Genomic DNA, 17,941 nt, shown 5'->3' with positions numbered 1-17,941 from the left:
AGGTGTTTGGTGTAGGGGAAATCGCTAAATCATCACGGCGCCCTTGGCAGAGGATTTTGTATCCGCCAGGCATTGCCCGTTGCTCTCGACCAATCGCGCTCGCTATGCTGCTGAACCCTTTAATCCATCACGGATCCGGCCATACCTGAGCCGCCCTGAGATGTCATGAGAAAACGGATCAGATGCGATGAGTGCACCCTTGGATGAGTTCGGTCCGATCAAGGCCGTGATTTTCGATATGGACGGTTTGCTGCTGGACACCGAGGGCATTTACACCGAGGTCACGTCCATCATTGCCGAGCGTTATGGGCGGACCTTCGACTGGAGCGTCAAACAGAACATCATTGGCCGTGGCGCGGGTGATCTGGCGCGCTATGTGGTCGAGGCGCTGGACCTGCCGATCACCGCCGAAGAGTTTTTGGTGATCCGCGAGCCCTTGATGCGCGAGCGTTTTCCGACGGCGCTGGCGATGCCCGGCGCGGAGGAACTGGTTCGGCACTTGAAAGCCAACAACATTCCTATCGCGGTGGGCACCAGTTCTTCGCGTCAGTCGTTTGGTCAGAAAACCACCTTGCACCGCGACTGGTTCGCGCTGTTCGACTTCATCGTCACCGCTGACGACCCGGAAGTGGGGGCGGCGAAACCGGCGCCGGATATTTTCCTGACGGCGGCACGACGCCTTGGGGTCGCGCCTCGGGATTGTCTGGTATTCGAAGATTCGCCGTTCGGCGTCACTGCAGCCAAAGCGGCAGGAATGACGGCGATTGCGGTACCGGATGCGGCGATGGCCGACGAAAAATACGCACACGCCGATGGCATTCTTCGTACGTTGAAGGCGTTCAAGCCCAGCGCATGTGGCTTGCCGGCGCTTGAGTGGGCCTGATCATTCGGTAGTCCCTGAGACAAAAGTCCCTGACACAAAAAAACGCCGACAATTGATTGCCGGCGTTTTTGTTTCAATCGAGCGGTGTGTCAGGCGCCGAAACCACCGTCGATGGTCAGGCTGGCACCGGTGATGTAGCCAGCTTCGGGACCTGCGAGGTAAGCGACGAAGCTGGCGATTTCTTCCACGTTGCCGTAACGACCCACAGCCATCAGCGGGATCAGGCTATCGGCGAAGTCGCCGCTGGCGGGGTTCATGTCAGTGTCCACCGGGCCCGGTTGCACGTTGTTGATGGTGATGCCCCGTGGGCCGAGGTCGCGAGCCAGGCCTTTGGTCAGGCCGACCAGCGCCGATTTGCTCATGGCGTACGGGCCGCCACCGGCGAAGGGCATGCGCTCGGCATTGGTGCTGCCGATGTTGATGATGCGACCGCCTTCGGTCATGTGGCGGGCGGCTTCCTGGGTGGCGATGAACACGCTTCTTACGTTGATGGCCAGGGTCTGGTCGAAGTCTTCGAGTTTAAAGTCCTCCAGCGGTGCGACGGCCAGAACGCCTGCGTTGTTGACCAGGATGTCCAGACGGCCGAAGGCCTCGACGGTGGCGTTGACCGCATTGCGAATAGCAACGGCATCGGCGCTGTCGGCCTTGATGGCCAGGGCTTTGCCGCCGGCGGAGATGATGCTGTTTTGCAGGTCTTCGGCTTTGGCGGTAGAGCTGACATAGGTGAAGGCGACGGCTGCGCCTTCTGCGGCCAGGCGTTTGACGATGGCAGCACCGATACCGCGTGAACCGCCTTGAATCAGAGCTACTTTACCGCTGAGGTGTTGAGTGGTCATGTCGATCTCCAGAAGTTCAAGGCAGGCTGCCTTGTTGTCGGAGTCGAGTATCGGCTTCGCATTACCCGGCGGGTAGACCGTGATTGCTATAGTCTGTGTAAACCAGAAGTTTATAGTGGCGCTTATGGAAACCTTCAGCAGTATCGAATGCTTCGTGCGCAGCGCTGAGGTCGGCAGCTTCGCCGAGGCTGCGCGACGCTTGAGTCTGACACCTGCTGCGGTGGGCAAGAGCGTCGCCAAGCTGGAGGCGCGACTTGGTGTGCGGCTGTTCCAGCGCAGCACGCGTAGCTTGACGCTGACCGAGGCCGGTCAGCTGTTTCTCGGCGAAGTCAGCGCCAGCTTGCACACGATCCAGAATGCCGTGGCCAACCTGGCCAGCGCCGAAGGACGTCCGGCGGGAACGCTGAAGGTCAGCATGGGTACGGTGTTCGGGCGCTTGTACATCGTGCCGTTGCTCGGAGAGTTTTTGCGGCGCTTTCCGGCGATCAACCCGGACTGGCATTTCGATAACCGTCAGGTCGACCTGATCGGCCAGGGGTTCGATGCGGCGATTGGTGGTGGATTCGAACTGCCCCAGGGCGTGGTGGCGCGCAAGCTGACGCCCGCCCATCGGGTGCTGGTGGCTTCAACCGAGTATCTGGCAATGCACGAGGCGATCGTCGAACCTGACGACCTCCAGCGCCACGATGGCATCCTGATACGGTCGCCGCAGACGGGGCGTGTGCGTTCCTGGCAGTTGACCTGTCGCAACCGGCAACACAGCCCGCTGATGCTCAAGGCGCGAATGACCATGAGCGATTCGGAAGCGGCCTGCGCGGCGGCGACCCAGGATTTGGGCATTGCATTGGTGAGCCTGCCGTTCGCCGTGGGCTATCTGGACGCCGGGACCTTGCAGCGGGTGTTGCCCGACTGGTACGTCGACGATGGCAACATCTCCATCTATTACGCCGAGCACAAACTGCTGCCGGGCAAGACCCGGGCGTTTGTCGATTTCATCATCGAGCAGTTTGCGCAGCAGGGGTTGGGGCAGCGGTTCAGTGCAGTTTGAGCCCGGCTTGGGACCGAGGGGAGGCCATCGCGGGCAAGCCACGCTCCCACAGAGTGATGCAAACCCCTGTAGGAGCGAGGCTTGCCCGCGAAGAACGATAACGCGGTCTAGCGCCCAAACCGCCCAGGCCAACCAATAATGGTCTTCGGCCGAGGCGTCGCATACGTCCGCACTTTCGACGTCGACAACCCCAGCCGCACCAGCGATTCGGCAATGGTCACCGCCGCCGTCACGCCATCCACCACCGGTACACCGGTGCGCTGACGAATCTGCTCATCCAGCCCGGCCATACCGCCACAGCCCAGGCAAATCACCTCGGCCTTGTCCTCGCTCACCGCCAGTTCCGCCTGGCGGACAATCGCCTCCAGCGCACGCTCTGGATCGGACTCCAGCTCCAGCACCGCCAACCCACTGGCCCGCACCGATGCACAACGATCCCAGAGCCCGGAGAGTTTGAGGCGATCCTCGATCAGAGGCACGGTTCGGTCCAGTGTGGTCACCACCGAATAGGCATGGCCGAGGAACATCGCGGTGCTGGCGCCGGCATCGGTGATGTCCACCACCGGCACGTTGAGCAACTCCTGCAAACCTTCGCGGCCGTGCTCGCCATAGCCGGCCTGGATTACCGCATCGAAGGGCTGATCGTACGACATGACCCGGTCCATCACGGCGATGGCGGCCAGGTAGCTTTCGAAATTGCCTTCGATGGAGTCGGCGCCGAAATGCGGGGTCAGGCCGATGATTTCCGTGCCGGGCGCGGCCACGGACTGTGCTTGACGGGCGATGGCTTGGGTAATGGATTCGGTGGTGTTGACGTTGACCACGAGAATTCGCATGGGAGGTCCTTATAGCGAGGTGGTTTGCGTCCCGATGTCACCGGGCCGCCGAGAGGATTAATGGCTGACGTTATCGACCGCGATGGCTTCACCGCTGACATCGGCGTAGTAAGGCTGCCGTTTGGCGATGATCAGGTAGAGCATCCCTGCAATCCCGGCGCCAATCAGCCAGGAGAATGGCGAGACGCTGTCGAAACCCGGCACCAGGGCCAGGACAATGGCGATCAAGGCGGCCGGAATGAACGCCGCCACGGCGCGCAAATTGACCCCACGGCTGTAGTAATAATCGCCATCGGGATCTTCGCTGTACAACTGCGGCACGTTGATCCGGCCTTTTCGTACCTGCCAGTAGTCGACCATGATCACCCCGTACAACGGGCCGAGCAGGGCGCCGAGGCCCGACAGGAAATACACGATCACCAGCGGGCTGTTGTAGAGGTTCCACGGCAGGATCAGCACAGCGATGGTCGCGCTGATCAGCCCGGCGCGGCGAAAGGTCAGGTATTTTGGCGCCAGATTGCTCAGGACAAAGGCCGGGGCCACGAAGTTGGCCATGATGTTCACCGCCACGGTGACAATCAGGAACGCCAGACAGCCGAGTACCAGAAAGAAGGTATTGGGAATTGACGCGATGATCTCGGTCGGGCTTTCGATGATCCGGCCATTGATCTGAAATTGCGCACCGCACAGCAGGACGGTGATCCCGGCGAATACCAGAATGTTGACGGGCAGGCCCCAGAAATTTCCGACCCGGATGGTCTTGCGGCAGGGAGAAGAGCGGGCGAAGTCGCAGAAATTGAGGATCAGCGTGCCGTAGATCGACAGCCACAAGGCGCCGCCGGCAAAGATATTGCGCCACATCTCACCGCCACTCAGCGGTTCACGAATCGACCAGGCGATGGTGGCGTTGGCCTGGAAGTACATCCAGCCGGCGAGGGCGGCGACGGTCAACAAAATCACCGGGCCGGCAAACGCCTCGTAGCGTCGCACCATTTCCATGCCATAGGCCAGGATCGCCAACTGCACGAACCAGATCGCCACGAAACACACCCAGCCCAGGCTCGACAGCCCGAGTATCGAATTGTGGTCGTAATCGGCGAGTCCGGGATGCACCGCCGTCAGCAATACGCGAAAGACCACTGACGCCAGGTACGTCTGAATTCCGAACCAGGCAATGGCGATAACGGCGCGAATCAATGCAGGAATCTGCGCCCCATGGATGCCGAAACTGATCCGGCTGATCACCGGAAACGGCACCCCGGTTTTCTGGCCCATGTAACCGGAAAGGTTCATGAAGCAATACACCAGCGCCGCACCGATTCCCAAGGACAGCAGAATCTGCCAGCCGCTCAGGCCCAACGCGTACAAGCCAATGGCGAAAGAGTAGTTGGCAATGTTGTGCACATCGTTTGTCCACAGGGCAAAGATGCTGTAACGACCCCAGCGCCGACCTTCGGCCTTGGTCGGTGCAAGATCCTTATTGTGCAAGCGGGGGCTGAGCACGACGGGTGGTTGAAACGTTTGATCGTGAATCACGGAGGTAGAAAGAGGAGAGGGCAGATCCAGCGCAATATTGTTATTGGGGAGGCTAGTACGCATTCCGGCAGGCTCCTGAAGCTCGTTGCCGCGATGACTGTGCATGAGCGTGGGCTCGACAAATCTTCGTCGCGGATGCAAGAGCGTCATTGGTTACGGGGCATCTGCAGCCTGTACGGGATAGGGCGCTTCAGGCTTGCGGATCTAAAGTGTGTGTATGTTTTTGTATTTATTGTATACAAAACATGTGTTCACTTAAGCCAGATGTGTGCCAGTTGGTGATCTATAAAATTTAAGGCTAATTTCGTTTTGTTATTGATTGAAGATAAGTAGTTGAAAAAAAGACGATATAAATTGACCGATTGAACAGGTATTTATTTTGGGTGGGGTTTTGTGCGAGTGATCGACTGAGAAAATCAGGGCCGGGGAATGTAACTTTTTGGGGCGCTAAAACTAAAAGTGCACACAGATATGGCACTTATGGTGACATTTCTGTGTACACATTTATTCGAGCTGACTCACGTCAGCGTGGGAGCGGGCTTGCTCGCGAAGAGGCCGTCACATTCAATGCTGATATTGACTGACAGTCCGCTTTCGCGAGCAAGCCCGTTCCCGCGAGGGATTGCATCGGGCGTGAGATTACGCCTTGGATTTGCTGATGATATTGCCCGCATGCAACCCACATTCTTTCTGCGTAGCTTCTTCCCACCACCAACGACCTTCGCGCTCATGCTGGTTCGGCAGCACCGGACGGGTGCAAGGCTCGCAACCAATGCTGATGAATCCGCGTTCATGCAGGCTGTTGTACGGCAGCTCCAGCATGCGGATGTAACCCCAGATCTCTTCGCTGGTCATCTGTGCCAACGGGTTGAACTTGTACAGGGTACGTTCCGGGGTGGAAAACGCGGTGTCGATTTCCAGCACCGCGACGGCGCTGCGGGTGCCCGGGCTCTGGTCCCGACGCTGGCCGGTGGCCCAGGCGGTCACGCCGGACAGTTTGCGACGCAGCGGCTCGATCTTGCGAATGCCGCAGCACTCGCCATGGCCATCCTTGTAGAAACTGAACAGGCCTTTTTCCTTCACGAAAGGTTCGAGCTTGCTGTAGTCCGGCGACACCACTTCGATATCGATCTTGTAGTGCTCGCGCACCTGCTCGATGAAGCGGTAGGTCTCGGGGTGCAAGCGGCCGGTGTCGAGACTGAACACTTTGACGTTCTTGTTCAGCTTCCAGGCCATGTCCACCAGCACCACATCCTCGGCGCCGCTGAAAGATATCCACAGCTCATCGCCGAACTCGGCAAACGCGAGTTTCAGGATGTCCTGGGCGGATTTGTTGGCATAGGTCGTGGCGAGTTCCACGACATCGAACGATGGGCTCATCAGGGCGGCTTCCTACAGGTCGGTGGCGCTGGGCGCTCTATATGCGTCGATGGTAACAAAATCCTGCGGTGGCTGGCGCGTCCTCTGCGTTGCACGGAGGGGGGCGAGTCGCTAGAGTTCGGCAGTCCTTTTGCTCGCTCGACTCATAAACAATACCAATGGGAGTGTCTTGTGGAAATTGCCTGTCTGGATCTTGAAGGTGTGCTGGTCCCGGAAATCTGGATCGCCTTTGCCGAAAAAACCGGGATCGAGTCCCTCCGGGCCACCACTCGGGACATTCCCGACTACGACGTGTTGATGAAGCAACGTCTGCGGATTCTCGACGAGCATGGCCTGAAGCTCTCCGACATCCAGGAAGTGATCGCCACGCTCAAGCCTCTGGAAGGCGCCAGCGAATTTGTCGACTGGCTGCGTGAGCGCTTTCAGGTGGTGATTCTGTCGGACACCTTTTACGAATTTTCCCAACCGCTGATGCGTCAACTGGGCTTCCCTACGTTGCTCTGCCATCGTCTGATCACTGACGATACCGGTCGGGTCACGGGCTATCAGTTGCGTCAGAAAGATCCCAAGCGTCAGTCGGTTTTGGCGTTAAAGAGCCTCTACTACCGAGTGATCGCGGCGGGTGATTCCTACAACGACACCACAATGCTGGGCGAGGCGGATGCCGGGATTCTGTTCCATGCGCCGGACAATGTGATTCGCGAGTTCCCGCAGTTCCCGGCGGTGCACAGCTTTGCCGAGTTGAAGCAGGAGTTTATCAAGGCTTCGAACCGGGCATTGAGTTTGTAAACACAACACTGTGGCGAGGGGGCTTGTCGGAACGCCGCATCGCCCCGTTCGGCTGCGAAGCAGTCGCAAACCGGTGCATGCGTTCTATTTGAAAATTCGCGGTGTCGGATTTTAGGGGCGCTTCGCACCCCAACGGGGCAAGCCCCCTCGCCACAGAAGTGCGATATCAGAGGTTCTGCAACGTTTCGAGCAGCACCTTCACCTTGGTAATCGATTCCTGATACTCCGCCTGCCAATCCGAATCCGCGACGATCCCCCCGCCGCCCCAGCAGCACACCTGCCCATCCTTGACCAACAAACTGCGAATGGCGATGGAACTGTCCATCTCCCCGCGCACGTCCAGATACAGCAATGAACCGCAATACAACCCGCGACGGGTCGGTTCCAGTTCATCGATGATCTGCATGGCGCGAATTTTTGGCGCGCCGGTAATCGAGCCGCCGGGGAAGCTGCCGGCGATCAAGTCCAGTGCGTCCTTGTCATCCGCCAGTTCGCCGGTAACGCTGCTCACCAGGTGATGCACGTTCGGATAGCTTTCCAGGCTGAACAGCTCCGGCACCCGTACCGAGCCGATACGGCAGGTACGACCCAGATCGTTGCGCAGCAAGTCGACGATCATCAGGTTTTCCGCGCGATCCTTGGGGCTGGCCAGCAGTTCGGCGGCGTTCGCTGCATCTTCGGCAGCGGTCAGCCCGCGGGGGCGGGTGCCTTTGATCGGGCGGGTTTCGACGTGGCGCTCGCTGACTTTGACGAAGCGCTCCGGCGACAGGCTCAGCACCGCGTCGCCGTCGGGCAGGCTCTGGAAGCCGGAAAACGGTGTCGGGCAAGCCGCCCGCAGCGCGCAATAGGCCGCCCACGGATCGCCCTGGCATTGGGCGCGAAAGCGCTGGGCGAAGTTGACCTGATAGCAGTCGCCAGCCTGGATGTACTGCTGAATGCGTTCGAAGGCTTGCCGATAGTCGTCAGCGCTCAGGTCGGCACTCATCGGGCCGTCCAGCTTGAACGGCTGGATGTTCTCGGTGGTGGGCTGAGTGAACAGTTCGATCAGCCGTTGTCGCTCGCTATCGATCAGCGTCGGGTGGAACACCAGTTGACTGGTGGCCTGGTGGTGATCGCTGATCAGCGCCCAGTCATACAGCCCGAAGCGTGCGTCGGGCAATTGCAGATCGTCCCGCGCCTGGCTCGGCAGGTTTTCCAGATGCCGGCCGAAGTCGTAGCTCAGGTAGCCGATCAGGCCACCGGCGAAGGGCAAATCGTCAGAGACGGTTGCTTCACCGAGCCGTGTAAGGTTCTTGCGAAGGCGTTGCAGGAAATGGCTGCCGCTTTCATCCGGCAACACGGCCAGTTGCTCCAGCGGCCAGGCGCTGAGCAGGTCAAAACGCCCACGTTCGGCACTCGGCCGGCCGCTGTCGAGCAGCACGGCACCAGGGGCATGACGAATCGCCGTGAAGTACTCGGCAGGGTTGGCGCGATAGGGCAGCGGGTGTACAGAACAGGTCAACATGGGCGGGGCAGATCAGCCAACGAGGCGGGGGAGCGATTGTAGTCCTCTGCAGGATTTGCTCCTAGAGGGGATGTCGGGGATTGGCAGGTTGAGAGCAGCTGCGCAAGACCTGTGGCGAGGGGGCTTGCCCCCGTTGGGTTGCGCAGCGACCCCACGTCATTCTCCCCCGGTGTATCAGATAACCCGCATTAGCCGGTTTTACGACTGCTGCGCAGCCGAACGGGGGCAAGCCTCCTCGCCACAGGTCAGCCCTCAACCGCCGGAATATGCCCAAACAATTCCTGAACGAACGCCACACGTTCCTGCGCCGTTTCGGTGATCCCGCGCGCCTTCAGCTCTTCGAGTCGCGCCTCGACCGCGTGGGTACGCAACGTCAGTCCGCAATCGTTGGCGATCTGAATGTTCAACCCAGGCCGGGCATTGAGCTCAAGAATCAGCGGCCCTTTCTCCTGGTCAAGCACCATGTCGACACCGATGTAGCCCAGCCCGCACAGCTCATAACAGCCGGCGGCCAGTTTCATGAAGCCGTCCCAGTAGGGCAGTTGCACGCCGTCTACCGCGTTGGTGGTGTCCGGGTGTTTGTTGATGATGTTGTTCAGCCAGGTGCCGCGCAATGTCAGGCCGGTGGCCAGGTCGACACCGACGCCGATGGCGCCCTGGTGCAGGTTGGCCTTGCCGCCGGACTGTCGGGTCGGCAGGCGCAGCATGGCCATCACCGGATAGCCCATCAGCACGATGATGCGGATGTCCGGCACACCTTCATAGCTGATGCTTTTGAAGATCTGGTCCGGGGTCACGCGGTATTCGATCAGTGCACGGTCGCGGTGCCCGCCCAGGGAGTACAGGCCGGTGAGGATGCTCGAGATATGGTGCTCGAGTTCCTCATGGGCGATGATTTTGCCGGACACTGTGCGATAGCGCCCCTCGAACCGGTCGGCAACCACAATGATGCCGTCGCCGCCGGCGCCCTGGGCCGGTTTGATCACGAAGTCGGTGCGCCCGCCGATGATCTCCTTGAGGTTATCGATTTCCTTCTCGGTGGAGATCACGCCGTACAGCTCCGGCACGTGGATGCCGGCGGCGATGGCGCGCTCCTTGGTGATGATCTTGTCATCGACGATCGGGTACAGGCTGCGCTTGTTGTACTTGAGCACGTAGTCGGCGTTACGCCGATTGATCCCCATGATGCCCCGGGCCTCCAGGGCTTTCCAGGTCTTCCAGAGACCGAACATCAGGCGTCAGCCTCCTTCAGGAAAGCCTTGAAACGCACCAGCTCGGTCAGGCGGTAGCCGCGATAGCGACCCATGGCCAGCATGAAACCCACCAGGATCAGCAGGACCGCCGGGAAGGTGAACACGAAGTACACCAGCTCCGGCACGCTCATGATCAGGTGCGCCAGGGAGGCGGCGAACAGCGTGCCGATCGCTACTTTCATGGCATGGCCGCCGCCGCGCTCTTCCCAGGTGATCGACAGGCGTTCGATGGTCATGGTCAGAATCACCATCGGGAACAGCGCCACCGACAACCCGCGCTCCAGGCCGAGTTTGTGGCTGAACAGACTGATGGCTGCGATCAGCACCACCACGAAGGTCAGCACCACCGACAATCTCGGCAGCATTTGCAGTTTCAAGTGTTCAAGGTAGGAGCGCAGCGACAGCCCCAGCGCCGTGATGATGGTAAATAGCACGATGCCGAAGCCGAGTTGGGTTTCCCGGAAGGCGAGGGCGATCAGCACCGGGGTAAAGGTGCCGAGTGTCTGGATGCCGATCAGGTTGCGCAGGATCAGGATCACGAGCACGCCGATCGGGATCATCACCATGATCATGAAGGTCTGCTGGGTTTCCAGCGGCAGGCCGTACAGCGAGTAATCGAGGAAATTGGCGTCGGAGTTCTCGTCGGTCAGCTTGGCCAGGCGAATGGCGTTCATTTCGCTGTTGTTCAGGCTGAAGGTGACGTTGGCTTTCTTGCCGCCATCGACGGTGATCAGGTTTTCATCGCCGGTCCACCACAGCAAGCGGTCGGTGGGCAGTCCCTGTTCGCCGGTTTCCGGGTTGAAGTACAGCCAGTCGGTGCCGTTGAAGCTGCGCAGCCAGAGTTCAGGCGTTTGCGGCTGATCGGCCACCAGGCGGATGGTATGGACCTTTTCCACCGGCACGTGGGCGATGGACAGAACCAGCTCGACGATTTTGGCTTTGTTCGCGGTGGACGGATCGCCGGCCAGCAGCAGTTTCACGTTGTCGTCGTTGAGGTTGTTGACACGCTTGATGGCTTCGCCGATGAAAGTTTCGACGTCAGCCGAATGCTGGCGGATCGGTGCGAGCAAGGCTTCGGCGGCGATTTTTTCCGGACCTTCGACGGCGATGCTGTCGCGGAAGGTCGCCCCTTTGACCTTGGATTTTTCGCCGGTGTAGCGCTTGGTCAGCACCAGGCGGTAATAAAGGGTCTGGTTGCCCTTGGCCCGACGCGCCGACCAGGTGACCTTGCGGTTGCCGTCGACACGGTTCACTGCCACACCGTAGTTATTGGAAATGAAACTCTCGTTAAGGCTCACGTAGTCGCGGCTCAGCGGCGGCACGAACATCTGGATCTTGATCGGGTCTTTGGCGTTGGCGACGAACTCGACCTTGGCGTCGATGTTCCACAAGTCATCGGTGGCGTCTTCAGTCACCGGAATACCGAGCACGAAAATCTGATAGGCCGTAACTGAAATGCCCAGCACCACCAGGATGGCGATCAGCAATTTCAGATGGAGGGTAAGAGAGCGCATTGGAATTACTCTGCGGTATGTGCGTCGGTGGCGCAGGCAGGTTTGCCAGCAGCGTATTTAAGACTTGGATCGACCAGCGCATCGAAACGCTTGAGTGCCTCGGAGCCGATCAAGAGCGGGTATTGGAAGGCACTGCGGTCAGTCAGGTTCACTTCAATACTGCGTAAAGCCGACCCCATGCAGATATCCAGCTCGATGACCGGACGGGCGGTGTACTTCTTGCCTTCTTCCGGGTCGTAGTCGCCGGCCCGGCGCTTGATCTTGCTGACACGGGCCAGCGGTCGTTCAATCGGGTGCGAATGCGCGGCGTCGATGGCCAGATAGAAGCGCACCCAGGATTCGCCATTGCGTTTGAACCGTTTGATGTCGCGGGCGCTCAGCGAGGCGGTTTTCGCCCCGGTGTCGAGTTTGGCAGCAACTTCCAGGTTGATGCCATCCAGCGACGCGTACTCATTGAGGCCGTACACAGTCTTTTCCCCTGCCGCGGCAAAACCTGACAGGCCAAGAAGACAAAGAAATGTGGTGAAGAGCTTGAGTCTCATAAATCCTGATGCGCAGCGGTCCGTTCTTCAATTCAAGGCCCTGGCATTGCTGCACAAGCTCCCTCGTATGCCTATCCTTTTTTTATGACAGGCAATGCAGATGACAAGCAAATGCGGGCGGCATTCTAGCACGGTGGTTTTACGGCGCCAGCGCTGGCGGACGGCTGTAACCGGGGGTGCTGCTTCTTTATGGTGCAAGCGGTTATTAGACGATTGTCGACAATGTCTATTTATCCTTTGACGTAACCGGCCTTATTCGCTAATTTTTGCGACATTGCTTTTAAAGGTGTCGACAATATGCTGGATCAACTCGATCCCCCGGTCACGGTTCAGGACGACTCGGAAACACTTTCCGAAAACGTCTTCCGACGCATTCAGGCGGCCATCGTCAAGGGTGAGATCGCCCCGGGCAGCAAGATCTCCGAGCCGGAGCTGGCGCGCACCTACGGCATCAGCCGCGGGCCGTTGCGTGAGGCGATCCACCGACTGGAAGGCCAACGCCTGCTGGTTCGCGTGCCGCACGTCGGGGCGCGGGTGGTGTCGTTGAGTCACGCCGAATTGCTGGAACTCTACGAAATCCGCGAATCCCTGGAAGGCATGGCGTGCCGTCTGGCGGCTGAACGCATGACCGTTGAAGAAATCGACGAACTGCGCCGGGTGCTGGAAACCCACGAGCGCGATGCGGCGTTTCAGGCAGGCGTCGGCTATTACCAGCAGGAAGGCGATTTCGACTTTCATTACCGGATCATCCAGGGCAGCGGCAACCGCACCCTGACCCAGATGCTCTGCGGCGAGCTCTATCAACTGGTGCGCATGTACCGCATCCAGTTTTCCACCACGCCCAATCGGCCACGCCAGGCGTTTGCCGAGCACCACCGAATTCTCGATGCCATCGCCGACCGTGACGGTGAGCTGGCCGAGTTGTTGATGCGCCGTCACATCGGCGCCTCCAAACGCAATATCGCCCGTCACTACCAGGACGGCGCTAACCCGACAGCCACTGAACGAGGTGAGTCATGAGTTCCAACAAGAGCACTCCAGGCCAGCGTTTCCGCGATGCGGTCGCCAGCGAGCATCCGCTGCAAGTGGTCGGCACGATCAACGCCAACCACGCGCTGCTGGCCAAGCGCGCCGGTTTCAAGGCTATCTACCTGTCGGGGGGCGGGGTGGCTGCCGGCTCCCTCGGCGTGCCGGACCTGGGCATTACCGGCCTGGATGACGTGCTGACCGATGTGCGCCGCATCACCGACGTTTGCGACCTGCCGCTGCTGGTGGACGTGGACACCGGTTTCGGTTCCTCGGCGTTCAACGTCGCCCGTACCGTCAAGTCGATGATCAAGTTCGGCGCGGCGGCAATTCACATCGAAGACCAAGTCGGCGCCAAGCGTTGCGGTCATCGTCCTAATAAAGAGATCGTCTCGCAGCAGGAAATGGTCGACCGCATCAAAGCGGCCGTCGATGCGCGCACCGACGATAGCTTCGTGATCATGGCCCGCACCGACGCCTTGGCGGTGGAAGGTCTGGAGTCTGCACTGGATCGCGCCGCTGCGTGCATCGAGGCCGGCGCCGACATGATCTTTCCGGAAGCCATCACTGAGCTTGAGATGTACAAATTGTTCGCCAGCCGCGTGAAAGCGCCGATCCTGGCCAACATCACCGAATTCGGCGCGACACCGCTGTACACCACTGAGCAACTCGCCGGTGCCGATGTGTCGCTGGTGCTGTACCCGCTGTCGGCGTTCCGCGCGATGAACAAGGCTGCCGAAAACGTCTACACCGCGATCCGCCGCGACGGCACGCAACAGAACGTCATCGACACCATGCAGACGCGCATGGAGCTTTACGATCGCATCGATTACCACACGTTCGAGCAGAAGCTCGATGCGTTGTTTGCGGCGAAGAAGTAAGGCGCAATCCCACACAACTTGCCGATTCCCTAACAAATTCAAGATTGGAGACAGCAATGGCCGAAGCAAAAGTACTCAGTGGCGCCGGGCTCCGTGGCCAGGTTGCCGGGCAAACCGCACTGTCCACCGTGGGCCAGTCGGGCGCCGGCCTGACCTATCGCGGTTACGACGTGCGCGAACTGGCGGCGGACGCACAGTTCGAAGAAGTGGCTTACCTGCTGCTGTACGGCGAACTGCCGACCCAGTTACAACTGGCCGGCTATACCGAGAAACTAAGCAAGCTGCGCGACCTGCCGCAAGCGCTGAAAGAAGTGCTGGAGCGCATCCCTGCCGACGCCCATCCGATGGATGTGATGCGCACCGGTTGCTCGTTCCTGGGCAACATCGAGCCGGAGAAGGATTTCTCCGAGCAGCACGACAAAACCGACCGCCTGCTGGCCGCGTTTCCGGCGATCATGTGCTACTGGTATCGCTTCAGCCACGACGGCAAGCGCATCAACTGCGTGACCGACGAAGCCTGCATCGGCGGCCATTTCCTGCACCTGTTGCACGACAAGAAGCCGAGCGAGTTGCACGTCAAGGTGATGAACGTTTCGCTGATCCTCTACGCGGAACACGAATTCAACGCCTCGACCTTCACCGCCCGGGTGTGTGCCTCGACGCTGTCGGATCTGTATTCCTGCATTACAGCCGCCATCGGTTCCCTGCGCGGCCCGCTGCACGGCGGGGCCAACGAAGCGGCGATGGAAATGATCGAGCGCTTCAGCTCGCCGGAAGAGGCGGTCGAGGGCACCCTCGGCATGCTGGCACGCAAGGACAAGATCATGGGCTTCGGCCACGCGATCTATAAGGACAACGATCCGCGCAATGAGGTGATCAAGGGCTGGTCGAAAAAACTCGCCGACGAAGTGGGCGACACGGTGTTGTTCCCGGTTTCAGAAGCCATCGACGCAACCATGTGGGAACAGAAGAAACTGTTCCCGAACGCCGATTTCTACCACGCCTCGACGTACCACTTCATGGGCATCCCGACCAAGTTGTTCACACCGATCTTCGTCTGCTCACGCCTGACCGGCTGGGCGGCGCATGTGTTCGAACAACGTGCCAACAACCGCATCATCCGCCCGAGCGCCGAGTACGTCGGCGTCGAACAGCGCAAGTTCGTGCCAATCGAACAACGCTGACCGGGGAGGGCGCCGGTACTGGTTACTGAAGGAACCGGGAACCCTGCAGGTCGGGGTTCAGCCCGGTGCCAGGCGCCTACCTATTGAAATTACCGTGACCGAGTCCTGACGATGAATACTGAATTCCGCAAACCGCTGCCCGGCAGCTCTCTGGATTATTTCGACGTCCGTGCGGCGGTCGATGCCATTGCACCCGGCGCCTACGACACCCTGCCGTACACCTCCCGCGTGCTGGCGGAAAACCTCGTGCGTCGCTGCGACCCGGCCACGCTCACCGATTCCCTGAAGCAACTGATCGAGCGCAAACGCGACCTCGACTTCCCGTGGTTTCCGGCCCGCGTGGTGTGCCACGACATTCTCGGCCAGACCGCCCTGGTGGACCTTGCCGGCTTGCGCGATGCCATCGCCCTGCAAGGCGGCGACCCAGCGCAAGTGAACCCGGTGGTGCCAACGCAATTGATCGTCGATCACTCGCTGGCCGTCGAGTCCGGCGGCTTCGATCCCAAGGCGTTCGAAAAGAACCGCGCCATCGAAGACCGTCGCAACGAAGACCGTTTCCACTTCATCAACTGGACCAAGAAAGCCTTCAAGAACGTCGACGTGATCCCGCCAGGCAACGGGATCATGCACCAGATCAACCTGGAGAAAATGTCGCCGGTGATCCAGGTGCGCGACGGCGTGGCTTTCCCCGATACCTGCGTCGGCACCGACAGTCATACCCCGCACGTTGATGCGCTGGGCGTGATCGCCATTGGCGTTGGTGGTCTGGAAGCGGAAAGCGTGATGCTCGGTCGCGCCTCGTGGATGCGTCTGCCGGAAAGCGTTGGCGTCGAACTCACCGGCAAGCTGCAACCGGGCATCACCGCCACCGACATGGTGCTGGCGCTGACCGAATACCTGCGCAAACAAAAAGTCGTTGGCGCATGGCTGGAGTTCTTTGGTGAAGGCGCGTCAAACCTCACCCTTGGCGACCGCGCGACCATTTCCAACATGGCCCCGGAATACGGCGCCACTGCGGCAATGTTCTACATCGACCAGCAGACCATTGACTACCTGAAACTCACCGGCCGTGAAGACGAGCAAGTGCAACTGGTCGAGAACTACGCCAAACAGACCGGCCTGTGGGCCGATAGCCTCAAAGGCGCGCAATACGAGCGCGGGTTGAGCTTCGATCTGTCCTCGGTGGTGCGCAACATGGCCGGCCCGAGCAACCCGCATGCGCGTGTTGCGACCTCGGATCTGGCTGCCAAAGGCATCTCCGGCCAGTGGGAAGATGTGCCCGGCCAGATGCCGGACGGCGCGGTGATCATCGCTGCCATCACCAGTTGCACCAACACCAGCAACCCGCGCAACGTCATTGCCGCCGGCCTGCTGGCGCGCAATGCCAACAAGCTTGGGCTGACCCGCAAGCCATGGGTCAAGTCGTCCTTGGCACCCGGTTCGAAAACCGTGGCGCTGTATCTGGATGAAGCCGGCCTGACCAAAGAGCTGGAGCAACTCGGTTTCGGCGTCGTGGCCTTCGCCTGCACCACCTGCAATGGCATGTCCGGCGCGCTGGATCCGGTGATCCAGCAAGAGATCATCGACCGCGACCTGTACGCCACCGCCGTACTCTCCGGCAACCGCAACTTCGACGGGCGGATTCACCCGTACGCCAAGCAGGCGTTCCTCGCATCGCCGCCATTGGTGGTGGCTTATGCCATCGCCGGCACCATCCGTTTCGACATCGAAAAAGATTTACTGGGCGTGGTCGATGGCAAGGAAATCCGCCTGAAAGACATCTGGCCGAGCGACGAAGAAATCGACGCGGTGGTCAAGGCCTCGGTCAAGCCGGAGCAGTTCCGCCAAGTGTACATTCCGATGTTCGCCATCCACGAAGATACCGGCCCGAAAGTCACGCCGCTGTACGACTGGCGCGAGATGAGCACCTACATCCGTCGTCCGCCGTACTGGGAAGGCGCGCTGGCCGGCGCGCGTCCGCTCAAGGGCATGCGCCCGCTGGCGGTGCTGCCGGACAACATCACCACCGATCACCTGTCGCCTTCGAACGCGATCATGCTCGACAGCGCGGCGGGTGAGTACCTGGCGAAAATGGGCCTGCCGGAAGAGGACTTCAACTCCTACGCCACGCACCGCGGCGACCACTTGACCGCGCAGCGCGCAACCTTCGCCAACCCGAAACTGTTCAATGAAATGGTGCAGGAAAACGGCAAGGTCAAGCAGGGTTCTCTTGCTCGCGTGGAGCCGGAAGGCAAAGTGATGCGCATGTGGGAAGCCATCGAAACCTACATGGAGCGCAAACAGCCGCTGATCATCATTGCCGGTGCCGACTATGGCCAGGGTTCGTCCCGGGACTGGGCGGCCAAAGGCGTGCGTCTGGCGGGGGTGGAAGCGATTGCCGCCGAAGGTTTCGAGCGCATTCACCGCACCAACCTGGTGGGCATGGGCGTGTTGCCGCTGGAGTTCCTGCCGGGTACCAATCGTAAAACCTTAGGGATAGATGGCAGCGAAACCTATGACGTGATTGGCGATCGCACCCCGCGCGCGACGTTGACGCTGGTGATCAACCGCAAGAACGGTGAACGCGTCGAAGTGCCGGTGACCTGCCGCCTCGACACCGCCGAAGAAGTGTCGATCTACGAGGCCGGCGGCGTGTTGCAGCGTTTCGCTCAGGACTTCCTCGAAGAGTCGGCGGTTGCCGTTTAACACGACGAGCCGCGCGGGATTTC

At 60.1% G+C, this 17,941-nt stretch carries 15 protein-coding genes; 7 read left to right on the top strand and 8 right to left on the bottom strand.

Annotated features, from left to right (window positions below; genetic code table 11):
- Positions 1–187 precede the first annotated feature (187 nt).
- Entirely contained in the window at positions 188–883 is a 696-nt protein-coding gene (locus tag AC1RL4_RS07900; protein WP_007942158.1) for an HAD-IA family hydrolase, read from the top strand.
- 89 nt (positions 884–972) lie between these two features.
- On the opposite strand, the gene AC1RL4_RS07895 is transcribed toward AC1RL4_RS07900, so the two are convergent.
- Positions 973–1,719, bottom strand: a complete 747-nt coding sequence (locus AC1RL4_RS07895) for a 3-oxoacyl-ACP reductase family protein (RefSeq protein ID WP_019579736.1) — start codon at positions 1,717–1,719, stop codon at positions 973–975.
- 124 nt (positions 1,720–1,843) lie between these two features.
- Between AC1RL4_RS07895 and AC1RL4_RS07890 the strand changes: the two genes are divergently transcribed.
- Entirely contained in the window at positions 1,844–2,767 is a 924-nt protein-coding gene (locus AC1RL4_RS07890) for a LysR family transcriptional regulator (RefSeq protein ID WP_204125021.1), read from the top strand.
- A 107-nt stretch (positions 2,768–2,874) separates the two neighbouring features.
- Here AC1RL4_RS07890 and AC1RL4_RS07885 read toward each other — a convergent pair whose 3' ends face one another.
- The 3 genes from AC1RL4_RS07885 to AC1RL4_RS07875 form a co-directional block, all read right to left on the bottom strand.
- Positions 2,875–3,603, bottom strand: coding sequence for an aspartate/glutamate racemase family protein (locus AC1RL4_RS07885; RefSeq protein WP_007942162.1), 729 nt, complete (start codon positions 3,601–3,603; stop codon positions 2,875–2,877).
- Positions 3,604–3,660: 57 nt separating this feature from the next.
- On the bottom strand, positions 3,661–5,202 hold the full coding sequence (locus AC1RL4_RS07880; protein WP_019648251.1) for an NCS1 family nucleobase:cation symporter-1: 1,542 nt from the start codon (positions 5,200–5,202) through the stop codon (positions 3,661–3,663).
- Positions 5,203–5,778: 576 nt separating this feature from the next.
- On the bottom strand, positions 5,779–6,519 hold the full coding sequence (locus AC1RL4_RS07875; protein WP_028941074.1) for a phosphoadenylyl-sulfate reductase: 741 nt from the start codon (positions 6,517–6,519) through the stop codon (positions 5,779–5,781).
- 171 nt (positions 6,520–6,690) lie between these two features.
- Between AC1RL4_RS07875 and thrH the strand changes: the two genes are divergently transcribed.
- Positions 6,691–7,308, top strand: coding sequence for a bifunctional phosphoserine phosphatase/homoserine phosphotransferase ThrH (thrH, locus tag AC1RL4_RS07870; RefSeq protein WP_028941075.1), 618 nt, complete (start codon positions 6,691–6,693; stop codon positions 7,306–7,308).
- Between the two features lie 166 nt (positions 7,309–7,474).
- Here the strand turns inward: thrH and pabB are convergent, their stop codons facing one another.
- The 4 genes from pabB to rloA all read right to left on the bottom strand — a co-directional run bounded on the left by pabB (position 7,475) and on the right by rloA (position 12,121).
- Positions 7,475–8,812 (bottom strand): aminodeoxychorismate synthase component I, encoded by a 1,338-nt coding sequence (pabB, locus tag AC1RL4_RS07865; protein ID WP_028941076.1) that lies wholly within the window; start codon positions 8,810–8,812, stop codon positions 7,475–7,477.
- Between the two features lie 245 nt (positions 8,813–9,057).
- Positions 9,058–10,044 (bottom strand): alpha-L-glutamate ligase-like protein, encoded by a 987-nt coding sequence (locus AC1RL4_RS07860; protein ID WP_019579742.1) that lies wholly within the window; start codon positions 10,042–10,044, stop codon positions 9,058–9,060.
- Positions 10,044–11,579: an osmotic stress tolerance membrane protein RloB gene (gene rloB, locus AC1RL4_RS07855; protein WP_019579743.1), complete on the bottom strand. Its 1,536-nt coding sequence runs from the start codon at positions 11,577–11,579 to the stop codon at positions 10,044–10,046. The genes AC1RL4_RS07860 and rloB overlap by 1 nt, the downstream gene beginning before the upstream one ends.
- Before the next feature lie 5 nt (positions 11,580–11,584).
- On the bottom strand, positions 11,585–12,121 hold the full coding sequence (rloA, locus tag AC1RL4_RS07850; RefSeq protein WP_019579744.1) for a retropepsin-like aspartic peptidase RloA: 537 nt from the start codon (positions 12,119–12,121) through the stop codon (positions 11,585–11,587).
- A 297-nt stretch (positions 12,122–12,418) separates the two neighbouring features.
- On the opposite strand from rloA, the gene AC1RL4_RS07845 reads away from it, so the two are divergent.
- The 4 genes from AC1RL4_RS07845 to acnD all read left to right on the top strand — a co-directional run bounded on the left by AC1RL4_RS07845 (position 12,419) and on the right by acnD (position 17,918).
- The gene (locus AC1RL4_RS07845) at positions 12,419–13,141 is read left to right on the top strand and encodes a GntR family transcriptional regulator (RefSeq protein ID WP_007902102.1); all 723 of its coding nucleotides are present in this window, start codon (positions 12,419–12,421) and stop codon (positions 13,139–13,141) included.
- Complete coding sequence (prpB, locus tag AC1RL4_RS07840) at positions 13,138–14,028, top strand: methylisocitrate lyase (RefSeq protein WP_018925250.1); 891 nt, start codon at positions 13,138–13,140, stop codon at positions 14,026–14,028. The genes AC1RL4_RS07845 and prpB overlap by 4 nt, the downstream gene beginning before the upstream one ends.
- A 56-nt stretch (positions 14,029–14,084) precedes the next feature.
- Positions 14,085–15,212 carry a bifunctional 2-methylcitrate synthase/citrate synthase gene (gene prpC / locus AC1RL4_RS07835; RefSeq protein ID WP_018925251.1) on the top strand — a complete coding sequence of 376 codons (1,128 nt, stop codon included), beginning with the start codon at positions 14,085–14,087 and terminating at the stop codon, positions 15,210–15,212.
- 111 nt (positions 15,213–15,323) lie between these two features.
- Complete coding sequence (acnD, locus tag AC1RL4_RS07830; protein ID WP_493119407.1) at positions 15,324–17,918, top strand: Fe/S-dependent 2-methylisocitrate dehydratase AcnD; 2,595 nt, start codon at positions 15,324–15,326, stop codon at positions 17,916–17,918.
- The last annotated feature ends 23 nt before the right edge of the window (positions 17,919–17,941 follow it).

Source organism: Pseudomonas sp. GW822-FHT07A10 (assembly GCF_058798795.1).
This window is presented reverse-complemented; position numbering and strand designations above follow the sequence as displayed.